The organism is Paenibacillus sp. CFBP 13594 (assembly GCF_014842675.1).
Classification (GTDB): Bacteria; Bacillota; Bacilli; order Paenibacillales; family Paenibacillaceae; genus Paenibacillus; species Paenibacillus amylolyticus_B.
On sequence record NZ_JACYVQ010000001.1, the window covers coordinates 1,440,027 to 1,456,106 of the forward strand.

General features: G+C 42.7%; 12 protein-coding genes. All 12 read right to left on the reverse strand.

Annotated features, from left to right (window positions below):
* Positions 1-151 precede the first annotated feature (151 nt).
* The 12 genes from IFU39_RS06420 to IFU39_RS06475 all read right to left on the reverse strand — a co-directional run bounded on the left by IFU39_RS06420 (position 152) and on the right by IFU39_RS06475 (position 16,072).
* Positions 152-1,870 (reverse strand): ABC transporter ATP-binding protein, encoded by a 1,719-nt coding sequence (locus IFU39_RS06420; RefSeq protein ID WP_091016502.1) that lies wholly within the window; start codon positions 1,868-1,870, stop codon positions 152-154.
* 2 nt (positions 1,871-1,872) lie between these two features.
* Complete coding sequence (locus IFU39_RS06425) at positions 1,873-2,247, reverse strand: hypothetical protein (protein WP_149846609.1); 375 nt, start codon at positions 2,245-2,247, stop codon at positions 1,873-1,875.
* Positions 2,248-2,426: 179 nt separating this feature from the next.
* Positions 2,427-3,368 (reverse strand): alpha/beta hydrolase, encoded by a 942-nt coding sequence (locus tag IFU39_RS06430; protein ID WP_105598623.1) that lies wholly within the window; start codon positions 3,366-3,368, stop codon positions 2,427-2,429.
* A gap of 57 nt (positions 3,369-3,425) precedes the next feature.
* Positions 3,426-5,555: a serine hydrolase domain-containing protein gene (locus IFU39_RS06435; RefSeq protein ID WP_105598622.1), complete on the reverse strand. Its 2,130-nt coding sequence runs from the start codon at positions 5,553-5,555 to the stop codon at positions 3,426-3,428.
* A gap of 194 nt (positions 5,556-5,749) precedes the next feature.
* Positions 5,750-7,111 carry a sensor histidine kinase gene (locus IFU39_RS06440; protein WP_105598621.1) on the reverse strand — a complete coding sequence of 454 codons (1,362 nt, stop codon included), beginning with the start codon at positions 7,109-7,111 and terminating at the stop codon, positions 5,750-5,752.
* Positions 7,108-7,782 carry a response regulator transcription factor gene (locus tag IFU39_RS06445; protein ID WP_105598620.1) on the reverse strand — a complete coding sequence of 225 codons (675 nt, stop codon included), beginning with the start codon at positions 7,780-7,782 and terminating at the stop codon, positions 7,108-7,110. The genes IFU39_RS06440 and IFU39_RS06445 overlap by 4 nt, the downstream gene beginning before the upstream one ends.
* A gap of 227 nt (positions 7,783-8,009) precedes the next feature.
* On the reverse strand, positions 8,010-10,097 hold the full coding sequence (locus IFU39_RS06450; RefSeq protein ID WP_105598619.1) for a serine hydrolase domain-containing protein: 2,088 nt from the start codon (positions 10,095-10,097) through the stop codon (positions 8,010-8,012).
* Positions 10,098-10,133: 36 nt separating this feature from the next.
* Complete coding sequence (locus tag IFU39_RS06455) at positions 10,134-11,588, reverse strand: alpha/beta hydrolase family protein (protein ID WP_105598618.1); 1,455 nt, start codon at positions 11,586-11,588, stop codon at positions 10,134-10,136.
* Between the two features lie 128 nt (positions 11,589-11,716).
* A complete protein-coding gene (locus IFU39_RS06460; protein WP_105598617.1) occupies positions 11,717-12,700 on the reverse strand; it encodes an alpha/beta hydrolase in 984 nt (327 codons plus the stop codon).
* A gap of 126 nt (positions 12,701-12,826) precedes the next feature.
* Positions 12,827-13,813, reverse strand: coding sequence for an alpha/beta hydrolase (locus IFU39_RS06465; RefSeq protein ID WP_105598616.1), 987 nt, complete (start codon positions 13,811-13,813; stop codon positions 12,827-12,829).
* A gap of 217 nt (positions 13,814-14,030) precedes the next feature.
* The gene (locus IFU39_RS06470) at positions 14,031-15,401 is read right to left on the reverse strand and encodes a sensor histidine kinase (protein ID WP_105598615.1); all 1,371 of its coding nucleotides are present in this window, start codon (positions 15,399-15,401) and stop codon (positions 14,031-14,033) included.
* Positions 15,398-16,072, reverse strand: coding sequence for a response regulator transcription factor (locus tag IFU39_RS06475; protein WP_017688634.1), 675 nt, complete (start codon positions 16,070-16,072; stop codon positions 15,398-15,400). The genes IFU39_RS06470 and IFU39_RS06475 overlap by 4 nt, the downstream gene beginning before the upstream one ends.
* Positions 16,073-16,080: the final 8 nt, after the last annotated feature.

Here is a 16,080-nt window from a genome sequence, read left to right on the forward strand (position 1 = left end):
TGGAAAGCTACTTCGTAAGCATAAACTCGCCTTTATCCCCGGATTTCCCCTTTATATAAGGAATAAAAAAATCTGGGGATAACAGCGATCGGAAGGTTGTTCTGTCATCGGAGTACCCAGTGTAAATATTTTTTTGTTCATTTTATATGGATTAAGAGTGGCTGTATTGCACCTGATGAAGACGGCTATATATACCTCCAGCGGCGACCAGTTCCTCATGATTGCCCTGTTCAGCGATGCCATCTGTGTTCACTACGATAATTCGATCCGCATTCTTGATCGTTGTCAATCGGTGTGCAATCACAAGTGTCGTTCTACCCACCGACAATTCAGCGAGTGATTGCTGAATAAGTGCTTCCGTTTCCGTATCCAGTGCAGATGTTGCCTCATCCAGAATAAGAATGGGTGGATTTTTCAAGAACATACGCGCAATGGATAACCGTTGCTTCTGTCCTCCGGATAGCTTGACTCCACGCTCACCAATGACCGTATCCATACCGTCCGGCAACGTAAGAATCAATTCCTCCAATGAGGCACGGCGAGCGGCATCCCAGATCTGTTCGTCCGTTGCACTCAGGTCACCATAAGCAATATTCTCCTTAATGGTACCCGAGAACAAAAATACATCCTGTTGAACGATTCCGATATGCTTACGCAACGATTGAAGCTTAACATCCCGAATGTCCACACCATCTACAGTGATCCGTCCCTCTTCTACCTCATAGAATCGCGGAAGCAGGCTACAAATGGTTGTCTTACCTGCACCTGACGGACCAACAAAAGCAACGGTTTCCCCTGGTCGAACAGTCAGACTGATATCATTTAAAATACGCCGACTGGATTCATATCCAAACGAGACGTTCTCAAAACGAATATCACCCTTCACACTTTCGAATTCCACGGCGTTTTTGTTATCAGCAATTTCAGGTTCTGTATCAATGATCTCCAGATAACGCTTAAAACCAGCGATGCCCTTCGGATAACTTTCGATGACTGCGTTAATCTTCTCGATAGGACGGAAGAAGATATTCGACAACAGCAGGAAGGCCATAAAATCACCCATATTAATTCTGCCGTCAATATAAAACCAAGCCCCGCTGATCATGACAAATACCGTAACCAGTCGCATCATCATATAACTGACCGAGATACTTTTTGCCATCGTTTTGTAGGCAAGCAGCTTGGTTTTACGGAAATTCTGATTATCTACAGCAAAAAGCTCTTTCTCGTGTTCTTCGTTGGCGAACGATTGCACAACACGCATGCCACCGACATTGTCCTCAATGCGCGCATTGAAATTGCCGACGTCTCCGAAGAGTCTTCGATACGTCTTCGTCATACGGCCTCCAAATACGATAATGACCCAAGCCATAATAGGGATAATGATAAAGGTAAGCAGCGCAAGCTCAAGATTAATGTTAGCCATCAGCCAGAATGATCCGATTAATGTCATCACTGCAATAAACACATCTTCAGGTCCATGGTGAGCAACCTCGCCGATATCGTTCAGATCATTCGTGAGATGACCAATTAAATGACCCGTTTTGCGATTATCGAAGAACCGGAAAGACAGCTTCTGCAAGTGAGCGAACATCTTCTCACGCATGTTGGTCTCAATGTTAATGCCCAGCATATGTCCCCAGTATGTAACGACATAGTTCAATACCGTATTAAGTGCATAGATGGATAACAGCACAATACAGGCAAGCAAAATAAGAGGCCAATCCTGACCTGGCAACAACTCATTAATGAATTTACTGACGGCAAGGGGGAAAGCCAACTCCAGAAGACCTGCGAGTACAGCACATCCAAAATCAATCAAAAACAGTTTTTTATAAGGACGATAATACGAGAAAAAACGACGAATCATACTTATTCACTCTCACTCTCCAGGTTCTTATTGGGAATTACATCTTCATTTTGCAGTTCGAAAAGATGGACATACTCATCGATGACCTGATCAATGGCTTTCAACTCCCCACTGATTATCGGGCGAATATGTTCGTACTCCTCCTGACCAAGTTGTCTGGCGAGCGTTGTTCTTCGATTCTGCATCTGTTCCAGAAATACGAGAATCCGGCCGCGACGGAATGTTTGCGCACCATGGCCCCGTTTTCCCTGTTGTTCACCATGTCCTCTGCCACGTCTGGAACGCTCTCCACGTTGCTCGCTGTCACTCACATCACGTCTCGGACGTTCGCCTTGACGTACACTTCCATCCGATTCTTCGATCTGTCGATCTCTCATCCTGCCACCTCCATTGCGTGTATACATATGTATACAGCGCATTCATGTATACGATTGTATACGTGGTGATAAAGAGTGTCAACCTTAATTTTCCAATAAAGTAACTACGCATGGATGCTCATCAACTCTTTCAATAGAAAAAAAAGCCGCGATTTCGCGGCTTCTTTTGTTGACACACTCTACTCTATTTCACTCATAAACTTCCTATATTCTTGAACCATTTCTTTGGATCGGGTGTGATGCAAATAATGATCTCCCTCGAAAGTCATCACTTTTCCATGCACTGAATCTTTGACTTGCTCTTCATGCAAGGGTATCCATCCTTCCGTTTCAGTATCATTCGCTTGTAAGAAGAAAATCAACGGAAGATCTTTGGGGAAAGACAGGTTCTCAGTTGCTTTGAAATTAGGGCCAAAGTTTTCGCCTTCATTCAGGTTATTCGGATTAAACGTATTTTTGAGTGAAAGGATTCGAATTTGCTCTCTGGTTTCATCATCAACATCGGGTGCAATCAGTTGATCAGGGGCCAGTTTCATTAACAAACGGTAGAATCCTGATTTTTTAAGCAGTTTGTACGTTCCGGTTGGGAATGGATCATCGTTACCTCCCTGCGTTGGGACACTGCTCTCGATGCCGACAAAGGAAGTTACTTCGTTTGCATATTTGTTCACATAATCCAGTCCGTATATCCCTGAAATGGAGTGAGCCATGAGCGTGTAACGTTGAATACCAAGTTGCTGTAACGCTTCATGAATTTCACTAACCATATTTTCCGTAGTACGCTCTTTTTCAGTAATGTCACTTAATCCATAACCGAAAGGTTCAATGACAACGACTTTGTAAAATGGAGATAGCTCATCGATGAGCGGTTTGAAATCAAGGGCTGGGGCGGGTGTTCCATACCCAGGAAGCAATACCACCGTTTCTTTGCCTTTTCCTTGAATCAACACATTCATGTTTTTGCCGTCAACCGCTACAAACTGGCCATAAGGTTTTATCTTCCCTTCCTCCGATTTGTTGCTAACTGCATTAACAATAAAGACAGTGGCAATAAATAATGCAAAAGCGATAACGATCGCACCGAGTATTTTGAGCAAAATGATTAATATTTTTTTCATCATGATGGTTCTCTCCTGTTGAGTTAGATTGTTGTCGAACTGTTTGAAACTCCATTCATCTTACTTTTTTAGTGAAATTTCAAATAGAGAACCAGCCTCACCAGCAAATACAATACGGCCGTTTTCGGGTAAAACAACAACATTCTTACCGCTAACCACGCTGTGATTAATACAAATTCCGTTCTGATCATAGATAGCAAAGGCTCCTTTTGCAGGTAACTTCACTGTCATGACTTTTCCTTTCGCAGTAGCGGGTACCGAAAACCATTTGGCATATCCATCTGCTTGAATGGTTGTTGCGGATTGTTTACCGGAATAGATTGGTTTTACCAATCCCTCACTGGCGAATACATAACCTGAAAATGTAAGATACTCTCCTCCGTTCTTTTTGGAGAAATGAATGTCCATCGGTTCTCGTCCGGCACTACCCGGAATCTGCAATTGATTGGCTGCTTCGCCTGCTCCAATAATTTTATTATTGGACATATACCCTGGATTCTCTTTATTCAATTGAATAGGCAGGATCGATGTAGCATTAAGATAGAGCATGGATGTGTATTTCGCATTCACCAGATAATATTTTTTACCATCACGCTTTGCCCATGCAGCGTTAATCTCCTTGGGTAATGTATTGGCTTTGAGCTTCTCCGCATTATATTCTGAGAGAGCCACCTGTCCGAGTCCTGGAACGGAGATATAAGATCGAGACCACAGGTAGGTATTCCCATTTTTCTCCACAACGAATTTCAACTTTTCTGTACCATCATCACTCACAAAAGTACCATCTGATGTATAGGTGTATTCTTGAACCGGATTACTTGGAGCCGTAAGAGAGGAGAGCGTCATTTGTCCTGCCTTATTTATTTTGATCTTCGTAACTGAATTATTGCCACCATAATTCCCTGCAAACTTGGAGATTTCTTTAGGCATATCAGCCTTCACAGGTACACCAAATGATTTTTCCGGTTTCCGTTCTTTAATAATGCCCTTTTCTTCAAGTGCGCTAAGTAATAACTCACTCGCAATGAATTGATTGGTTATGCTTGCTCCGCCTGAAGAGATCACGGCTGCAGCCATGTTGTATTCCGGAAGTACGACGAGTGAAGAATGATAAGATAACGTATCTCCACCTTTCGTAACAGCCTTGATGCCGTAGTCACTGAATGGGAACAAGTCCACACTATCCCACCCTAATCCGTAAGACATAGAAGAATCACTATCCTCTGCCCACATGCCTCTTCTGTATTCTTTTTGCTCCATGGCTTCTACCGACTTGTTGGAAAGAATCCCTTTGACCTCTCCTGTGAAGATTTGCGAAAATTTCACCAGATCCTTAGCGGTGGAATATAAGCCTCCTGAAGCTATGATATTATAATTCTCGCGTGGAAGCTGCCCCTTATACACAGGAGAGTAGATTCCCGCCATTTCTCCCGTATTAACTATATCCTGTGGTGTTTTGGTATGATTCATTTTCAGAGGCTCTGTAAAATTTTTGTGTATAAATGCCGTAAAGCTCATACCAGTGACTCTCTCAACCAGAATTTCAGCTAATGTAAATCCATCGTTAGAGTACACCGAATACGCACCTGGCTTTGCCATCAGATTCTGGGTCGCCAATTGATCCAAAAAGGTATCATGTGCATAGGTATCATTGTCCCCATACAGTATAGCACTACCGACAGAGGTTCCGAAAAGCCCGGCCGAATGATTCAGCAACATACGGGGTGTAATCTGTTTGTATCGTTTATCTTTCATTGTAAAATCAGGCATATAGTTCACAACAGGCACATCCAAATCGATCTTGCCTTCATCAACCAGCTTCATTACAGCGGCTGTAAGCATCATTTTACTGGTTGAACCAATGCCATAGATTGTGTTCGAAGTAAGAGGTACCTTGTCGTTTAGATCGTTCTTGCCCGTTTGACCGGACACCGTAATCTCTCCACCATCAATGAGCGCATATTGCAGACTCGTCGTACCGTACGTTTCAGTCAGCAACTTAGCTTTTTCGATTACGGTTTTCTTTGTTGTCTCATACGTAAGGTTAATGCTGTTATTCATGGCAGCCGGTGCGGCCATTGCAGACATTGGGGCAAGTATCGTCAGCATGAGAGTCACAGCAGCTATAGTATTTCTCTTTCTTGCTCTCCTCACACTCATCTTCAGTTTTGTTACCTCTCTTGGTTTCATTCTTGCATCTACTCCTGTCTTCATCATTGTGTTAAGCCACCATAACGTGGGCGCTAAAGACAATATAACAAACCAAGATGTCCCCCTAATGACTGCAACATGAACGGAGGATGAACAGGCAAAAAAAGTTTGCATCATCATACGCAAGGAGGTTTATACAGGGTGTCATAGCCTAGTGAAGGCATGAAATCCAATCACTCTGTGGGTGTTGTGATTGGCAAGATGACGATGAAGGTCGTTCCTCGTCCATATTCGCTCTCCACCCGGATGTCCCCTTGATGAAGCGAGACGATCTGCTTTACAATAGCTAGTCCCATACCGCTTCCTTCATATTTCTGACTGTGGGAACGATCAGCTTTAAAGAATCGGTCAAATATACGCTTTTGGTCTTCCGGGAGAATACCAATACCCGAATCCGATATGCGGATCGCCACGTTCTTGATATTCTGTTTGATCGTGACGTTAATTCGGGCACCATCTTCGGAAAATTTGATGGCATTGCCGAAGATATTGATCCACACCTGATTTAACTGGTCATAATCGGCCGTGATTTGGGTGGGCTGCAAATCAAGATCGATCTGAATGTTACGGGCCGACCATTGGGGTTGAATAGCAACAATTACTCGTCTGATCTGTTCATCCAGACTGAGCGTGGCGAGCCGCATTTGCAATGATTGAGATTCAAGCAAACTCAGCTTTAGCAGACTATCACTTATTTTGGACATTCGTGCAGTTTCAGTGATGATAATGTCGAGATATTCGCTTCTTTCGTCATCCGGGAGGTCTACCTGCTTGAGCGCTATAGCAAAACCGGAAATGGAAGTAAGCGGAGACTGAACTTCATGGGACACGTTTGCTACGAATTCCCTGCGCATCTGCTCAAGCTGCTGTAAATCGTGCATCATCTCTTCAAAGCTGCGAGCCAAAGTACCTATCTCACCCTTTTGTTTAATATTAAGTTTGACGTTGAAATCTCCAGCAGCTATAAGCCGGGTCGCTTCTGTCAATTTTTTGATCGGTCTTACCAGAAAAATAGCCGCAATTAGTATCAATAGGCTTCCTGCTAACAAGGAACAAATCAAAAAGGTTACAACAAACTTGATAAGAAATGAGGTGGAAGAGGAAGTGAGGGGCTCTACAAACATTGCTATGCTTCCCATTTCAGTTTTTATCGGCAATCCCAAGAAGATCGTATCGATTCCATTAACTTGGAGCCTTTCCCCATCCAGCACTTTCTTTACTTGTTCCGTCGTCACCGGGAAAGGATGTTGTTCTTTAAGTTCTCCGTAGGATTGAAACTGACCCGTAGCTTTATAGATTCGAATGTGGTAAGAGTTAAGTTGTTTCATTTCACTTATAAACATTTCTGCTTCGCGTAGAGGCAATGTCTCGTAGATGCGGACGATATCCTGGCCAAAGTCAAGCAAGGAGCCTTGTAAGTTTTCGTTTAATTTATCTTGAAACATCCAGGTTGTAGCAAGAAAAGAAAGGATTGTGCCCCCGATCACGGAGACCAGAAAGGTCAGGACTACACGTGTATAGAGGGAGCCGGTCACTCCTGCACCTCTAGCCGGTAACCAAGTCCCCGTACCGTTTCGATACGAAAATCGGAGATATCGGCAAAACGTTCGCGTAGACGTTTAATATGCACGTCTATCGTTCGATCATCGCCAGTATAATTAATTCCCCAAACTTGATCGATTAATTGCTCCCGCGTATAGACTTGTCCCGGTAATCCAGCAAGTTTATACAATAATTCGAACTCTTTAAGCGGCAAGGTGAACGACTCTGCACCCCTCATGACCTTATAAGTCTGCCGGTTCAGAATAACGTTTCCTAATTGGATGGTCTGCGTTAAACCTATACGGTATCGTTTCAACAGTGCCTTGACGCGAGCCATCAACTCAAGCGGATCGAATGGCTTCGTCATATAGTCATCTGTCCCGAGCTGAAATGCTTGTACTTTCTCCCAGGTCTCGTTTCTTGCCGTCAACATGAGTAACGGAAGATCCGGATTGGCTCTTCGAAGTTCCTCGCATAATGCCCAACCGTCCATGACTGGCATCATAATATCAAGAATAACCAAATCGACTGGCGTGGAGGTATAGATAGCCAGGGCCTCCTTTCCGTCTACGGCGTTGATGGTTGTAAATCCGTCGTTGCGCAAAAATAAACAGACGAGTTTGCGAATGTTCGCATCGTCGTCAGCAACTAATATCGTAGGCATCGTTTCCACTCTCCTAAAAAAGAATAATTCTTCAGTTGAGCAAGAGCGAAGAATTCTAAATCATGCTACCTCATTGGTTGAAATCACTCTGTTCTACTATAAATACATCTTCTTCTTTGCATAATCCCATTAACAAGTCCCGCTGCTCCCATATAACAAAGGCAGCCGATTACTTTGATCGGCTGCCTTCTTAGTTTCATTAAACATGCTACCTTACTATAATTCATCTATTTTAATGAAATTTCAAATGTGGAATCCACGTCACCTGCAAATACAATGCGGCCGTTTTCTGGTAAAACAACCTCATTCTTACCGCTGACTACGGTGTGATTAATACAAATACCCTTCTGATCATATACAGCAAAGGCGCCAGTTGCAGGCATTTTAACCGTCATGACTTTTCCTTTCACCGTTGCTGGTATCGAATACCATCTGGCATATCCATCTGCTTGAATCGTTACTAGAGATTGTTTACCCGAATAGAGTGGTTGTACCATTTTCTCACTGGCGTATATGCTACCAACGGCTGTAATGTACTCTACTCCGTTCTTTTCAGCAAAATAAATCTCCTTTGTATCACGTCCAGCCAGGCCAGGGATTTGCAGCTCCGTGACTGCTTCGTTTGCTCCAATAATCTTAATATTGGATATATATCCCGGGGTCTCTTTGTCCAAATGAATCGGGAGAATTGGTGTCGAATTGAGATAAACCGTTGATGTATATTTCTCATTCACCAGGTAATATTTTTTACCTTCACGCTGCTCCCATGAGGCCGTAATATCCTGGGATAATTCATTGGCTCCCAGTTTCTCCATTTTATATTCGGAGAAAGCCAATTGTCCAAGTCCTGGTAAGGATATATAAGATCGATACCACAGATAAGTCCTTCCATTCTTCTCCTTAACAAATTTCAACTTTTCCGTGCCCTCATCGTTAACAAAAGTACCATCCGCTGCATAGGTGTATTTTTGAGCCGAATCACTTGGAGCTGCGGGTGTGGATACAGTCATTTGTCCAGCAGTATTCATTTCGATCTTCTTAACCGAATTATTGCCTCCATATATACCTGCATTCGTGGCTATTTCTTTAGGTATATCTGCCTTCACAGGCACACCAAACGATTTTTCCGGTTTCCGTTCTGTAATAATCCCCTTTTCCTCAAGTGCGCTGAGTAATAATTCACTCGCAATGAACTGATCTTTGGCACTTGTCCCACCTGATGAGGTAACGGCTGCAGCCAGATTGTATTCCGGCAGTACGACTAATGATGAATGATATGATATGGTATCTCCACCTTTTGTTACTGCCTTGATACCATATTCACTGAATGGGTACAGATTTACACTATCCCACCCTAAACCATAAGATATAGACGTATCCCCATCCTCTGGCCACATGCCTTTTTTGTACTCTTCTTGCGCCATGGCTTCTACAGACTTATCGGTAAGAATGCCTTGGACCTCTCCCGTGAAGATTTGTGAAAACTTCGCAAGATCTTCAGCGGTAGAATATATGCCGCCAGTAGCGATAACATTATAATTCTCTTGTGGAAGCTGACCCTCATACATAGGAGAATAGATTCCCGCCATTGCTGCCGTGTCAACCACATCCTGTGGTGTTTTGGTATGTTTCATGTCCAAAGGTTCCGTAATATATTGGTGTATAAAAGCTGTAAAACTCATGCCGCTAACACGTTCAACCATAATCTCGGATAACGTAAACCCATCGTTACTATACACCGAGAACGCTCCGGGATCTGCCTTCAGGTTTTGACTCGCCAATTGCTCTAGAAACGTATCATGTGAGTACGTATCATTATCCCCGTACAATGTGGCATTGCTGCCCGTGCTGCCCAGCAGACCGGAAGAATGATTCAACAGCATGCGTGGTGTGATTTGTTTGTAGCGATGATCTTTCATCTGAAAATCAGGTATATAGTTCACAACAGGCAGATCCAAATCCACCTTGCCTTCGTCAACTAACTTCATTACAGAAGCTGTGAGGAACATTTTACTCGTTGATCCTATGCCATAGATCGTATCCGACGTAAGAGGTACCTTGTTGTTTTTATCGTTTTTACCCGTCTGACCGGACACCACAATCTCGCCACCATCGATAAGGGCATATTGCAGGCTTGTAATTCCATGTTTCTCGGTGAGTAACTCGGCTTTCTCCATCACCGTTTTCTTGGTTGGTTCATACGTAAAATCACTGCTACTTGTAGCAGGCGCGGCCATTGCAGACATTGGAGCTAACATCATTAATGCCATAGTGAACACGGCGATTGAAGTGCGTTTTCTCTTTTGTCGTCCCATTCACATCATCTCCTGAATTTTAAGTGTTTTGGTCGTTTAAAGTTCCTTAGGATCTATAAATTTCACTTCTGGATACATGTCGCTCGGTCCCTGAATCAGATCTCCACCCGTTCCTTTCAGCTGCTTGTTAAAGAAATCGAGTACATATTGATTTACGATGTTTGATCCTCTTTTACCATTGATGTCTCCTGTGATCCCGGACAGTTTAACCAGTTCCGAATAGAACTGAAGGTCCGTGAAATTGAAGTGCTGGGTTCCTTCTATATAAATCACATTTCCCCCATGATTAATAACATTTTTCATAATGTGCAGCTCATCTGAAAGAAATTTAGTTACTTCATCATCGGAATTTCTATCCGCTTCAAAATTGGCTAACCAGTCTTCAAAACTTCCCGATCGGATGAACATAAACGGCTTGTTTATATCATCTCTATTTTCCACTTCATATAGTGACCCATCCATATTAACCCCGGCCTTGATTCTCTGATCTAAATACGTTGCATTAAACGCAGTTGCACCCCCAAAAGAATGCCCCATCGCGCCGATGTGATCTAGATCGATCTTCCCTTTAAATTGACTTTCGATTGCACCTGAATTCAGCTTTTCGATTTGATCGATTACAAATTCCACGTCTTTCGTCCATATATCCCCTGTTTTTGTACGTTCATCTAGTGTAGTCGTACTTTTTTTATAGTCCGTTACACGGCCATCTGGAAAAAGGGTAGCAAAGGTGCTATACGTATGATCGATGGTGACCACGATAAACCCATGACTGGCCAGATTCTCCGCCTGTGATGCTTGTAGAACTCTACTGGTTCCCATGCCATGAGATAGCAGTACCAAGGGATAAGGACTTGTAGAAGGTAATATTTCTACATTTTCATAAGAGTTGGTTTGACTATACTTCCAGTAGTCGAGCACAAATTCGGGCAGTTTTAAAGAAGCAGAGAAGCTCTGAATATACTTTTTGAACCTCTCTTTATCTTTTGGAAATAGCGTGTCACGCTTGATATTATTCCTATTTTCAGTAGGGTACCAAACTTGAACCATGAGTTCCCTCTTATCACTTTGATCTTCAGTGAAGACTTCATCTCTGTTCTGATCTGTAAAATGAAAGGTTTGAGTACCCACTTTCTCTGGACCATCCGGCTTCGGCAAATTAAAGACAGGTAAGTATGCAGACAAGGCAGTAGAACCAACCAGCAGAATAACGATTAAGGAAGATAAACTATATTTCAAGAACTTCCCTATTTTAAGATTCATCATCTTTTCGGAATGTCTGAATAAAACGATGATTATGAATAGAGCCGTCATGATATATACCAAAAGCAACTGCCATCTGTATCCCTCAACAAACAATTGAACTAATAATATAACGCTACTTCCTATACCCAAACCCAAGCCTACTTTCTTTGCACTTCTTTTCATAAATAGTAGGTCTACGAGTAAAGCGAAACAGGATAGAACTAACAGTATCTCAAATAATCTCATTTGAATTCCTCTCTCTCATCACGGCAACGGCCAAATTTATCGTATTATGGAAAAACAGCCTCTCAGGACGGTTTCTCATATTCGTTCATGCACCTTGTTAAGTTAAAGAGTGTACGTCTACACCATAATTACTTCGCTTCGTTCATAAAAGCTCTAAAGTCTTCAGCAATTTTTTTGAATTGAGTGTGATGTAAATAATGTGAACCATCCATTGTAATCACTTTCCCATGTACCGAATCTTTGATCTGCCCTTCATGCAGCGGTATCCATCCTTCTACACCTTCATTATTCGCTTGTACAAAGAGAAGAAGTGGAAGATCTTTAGGGAAGCTTAAACCTTGTGCACCTTTAAAATTGGAATAAATATGTTCCATCTCGTTTAATGACGTGGGATTATACATGTTTTTATTCGAGATCATTCTCATTTGCTCAACCGTCTGTTCATCGAACGCAAGTCCCTCATAGGGGTCTGCACCCACTTTCATCATTAATCTTAAGAGACCTGTATTTCTGAGGAAAGCGAATGTTTTTAATGGGAACTTTGCATCTGTAATACTTGGTTGGGTGGATACACTGCTATCAATACCGACAAAAGCAGTTACCTCATTCGGATATTTGTTCACATAATCAATGCCGTAAATGCCCGCAATGGAGTGACCCATGAGCATGTAATGCTGAATATCCAGTTGTTGCAGAGCTTCATGAATTTCACTTACGATATTCTCTGTGGTTCTTTCTTTTTCAGTTTCATCACTTAATCCATAACCGAATGGCTCAACAGCAACCACTTTGTAATATGGAGATAATTCATCAATAAGCAATTTGAAATCAAGCACTGGTGTTGCTGTTCCATAACCGGGCAGAAGCACAATCGTTTCCTTGCCTTCACCCTGAATGAGCACATTCATATTTTTCCCGTCTACAGATACATGCTGACCGTAAGACTCGATCTTTTTCGCCTCAGAATTACTGCTGATTACATTTGTGATATAAACAATACCCAGAAATAGAACAATGGCAATTAAGATTGCTCCTAGTATTTTAAGTATAATATTTCGTACCTTCTTGGCCCTGGTACTATTCTTGGCTTTCTTTCCTTCTGGTTGTGTCACGCTGATCTTCTCCTGTCTTGAACCGCTTATTGGACTTGCTTCATTGCCGTTAATGAAATCTTATCCAAGGAAGATGTACTCCCCGTGACGTCAATATGAACTGAATATGAACAAGCTAATTAATATTTACCGTTGCGTCATAAACCCCCTGAATTTTTCAGCGATTTCTTTGGCATGGGAACGGTATAGATAATGATTTGCTTCCAGTAGCACCACTTCACCACGCGCAGAGTTCTCTATTAACTTCTCATGTTCGGGAACCCAATTGTCCACTGCAGGATGATTCTTTTGAAGAAAGAAAAGAATCGGGAGATCGACTGGGAACGTTAACTGTTCAGCTGCTTTAAAATTGGAATACATGCTTACAATCTCGTTTAATTGAGTTGAATTAAACATGTTCTTTTGTATCAAAATGTTCAATTGTTCTTTGGTTTGTTCATCATACGGTAGCCCAGCATATGGATCATCACTCATTTTCAATTGCAAACGCGGGAAACCCAAGTTACGGTACCATTGAATCGGTACGATTTCTGATGCTTCAACCTTCTGTTCACTAATCGCTGGAACACTGGTATCCAACCCAACATATGCACTTATTTCATCTGCATATTTGTTCACATAATCCAGACTATAGATCCCCGAGATGGAATGCCCCATCAAGATATAACGATCAATATGTAGACTCTGTAACGCTTCGTGGATTTCACTGACGATATTTGCCGTACTGCGTTCCCTTTCGGTCTGATCACTTAATCCATAACCAAACGGTTCAACCACGACGACTTTATAATATGGGGCTAGCTCCGAGATAAGGGGCTTAAAATCAAGCGCTGGTGCCGCTGTTCCAAAACCAGGCAGAAGCACAATCGTTTCCTCGCCTTCGCCTTGAATGAACACATTCATATTTTTCCCATCCACGGATACATGTTGACCATAAGGCTCCATTCTTTTTTGCTCCGAATAACTGCTGATTTTATTGACGGTATATACGGTAGCTACAAAAAGTAAAATTGCTAAAATGATTGCGCAAAGTACTTTAAACAAGATGCTTAACACTTTCTTGGTTCTGCTTTTACTCTGTACTTCTTTGTCTGTTTGTTGATTCACATTCATCTGCTCCTATCCTCATCTGTATATTAGCCCGGCAGGCTGCTTAAGAAATCCTAATCAAGAAAGATGTACTCCCCATGACCGGAATATGAACGGAGTATGAACAAGCAAAAAAAATGTCCTATGTAACATACAAGGAAGCTTGCATGTTACATAGGACATGAACATTCGGTTTAGATGATCCGATGGATATTCTATTCATTGACCCTATCCTGTGAGCCTAACTATCCGTTGGTGGATGGATGGGCAACGTGACAATAAAGGTCGTGCCTTGACCAGGTTCGCTTTCCACTCGGATGTCACCCTGATGAAGGGACACGATCTGTTTAACGATAGCAAGTCCCATACCACTCCCGTCATATTTGCGGCTGTGGGAACGATCTGCCTTGAAAAAACGGTCGAATATACGCTTCTGATCTTCCAAGGGAATTCCAATGCCCGTGTCGGATATTCGAACAGTCACATTTTTGAAGTCCTCTTCGATACTGACTTTAATCATACCTCCATCCTCGGAAAACTTGATGCTATTTCCGATGATGTTTGTCCATACCTGATTTAACTGATCGTGATCAGCCGTTACCTTCACATTCTCCAAATCAAGCTCGAAATGAATGTTGCGCCCAGACCATTGCGGCTGAAGCGCCACAATGACCCGCCTGATCTGTTCATCAAGGCTTAAGGAGCTCAGCCGTAGTTGCTGTGACTGCGATTCAAGTAAACTCAGCTTGAGCAGGCTATCACTCATTTTGGACATTCGTTTCGCTTCAGAGATGATAATATCCAAGTAACGGTTTCGTTCTTGCTCTAAGAGATTTACTTGCTTCAGTGCCGAAGCGTAACCGGATATCGAGGTGAGCGGAGATTGAACCTCGTGCGAAACATTTGTAACGAATTCCCTGCGCATCTGCTCCAACTGCTGAAGATCATGCATCATTTCTTCAAAGCTGCGGGCCAACGTACCAATCTCCGTCGTTTGTTTAATGTTCAGCTTGACGTTGAAATCACCAGCTGCAATCCGTTTGGTCGCTTTGGTCAATTTTTTGATCGGTCTAACCAGATATACAGAAGCAACCACAATCAACAAACTTCCTACAATCAAGGAACAGCTTGCAAAAATCAAGCCAAACTGGACCACAAAAGAGGCTGAGGGCGGTGAGAGTGTTTCTAGAAACATCGCTCTTGTACCCGTTTCCGTCTTGATCGGTAGCCCCAAAAGAACGGTAGCAATACCTTTAGGTGTGTCCTGTACAACCCCTCCGTTTAACACCTTCTTGAGTTGATCCGTCGATACGGGGGATGATTTATGTTCGTTAAGCTTCCCATAAGACTGGAAATTGCCCGTTGCATCATAAATTCGAATATGATACGAATCAAGTTGTTTCATTCTACTAACAAATGATTCTGCTTCATCAGCAGGCAGCGTCTTATAAATCTGCACAACGTCCTGGCCAAAGTTGCGTATGTTAATTCGAGCATTTTCGTTCAATTTATCTTCGAATATCCAGGTTGACATAAAAAAAGAAATAACTGTACCAGCGATGACAGAGATCAGAAAGGTGAGCACCACACGAATGTATAATGATCTGATCATTCATAGACCTCAAGTCTGTACCCTAGCCCACGCACCGTTTCAATCCGAAAATCAGGTGTCGTCGCGAATCGTTCGCGCAGGCGCTTAATATGTACGTCTATTGTTCGATCATCTCCCGCGTAATCAATACCCCATATCTGATCGATTAATTGCTCACGTGTATAGACTTGTCCTGGTGTTCCAGCAAGCTTATACAGCAATTCGAACTCCTTAAGTGGTAACGTAAGCGACTCCGTGCCTCTCATCACCTTATACGTCTGACGGTCCAGAATGACGTTGCCAAACTGGATTGTGTGTGTGGAGCCGATTTTGTATCGTTTCAGTAATGCTCGGACACGAGCGGTCAGCTCTAATGGATCAAACGGTTTGGTCAAATAATCATCCGTACCCAGTTCGAATCCTTTCACCTTCTCCCAAGTCTCTCCTCTGGCCGTCAGCATGAGTAACGGAAGATCAGGATTGGCTCTTCGAAGTTCTTTGCACAGTGCCCAACCATCCATGACAGGCATCATAATATCAAGGACGACCAGATCCACTGGAGTTTCGCCATATATAGTGAGAGCTTCCTTACCATCCGCAGCTTCCACTGTGGTGAATCCATCGTTTTTGAGAAATAGACAGACGAGTTCACGAATGTTTGCATCGTCGTCTGCAACGAGTATAGTAGCCATATGTTTTT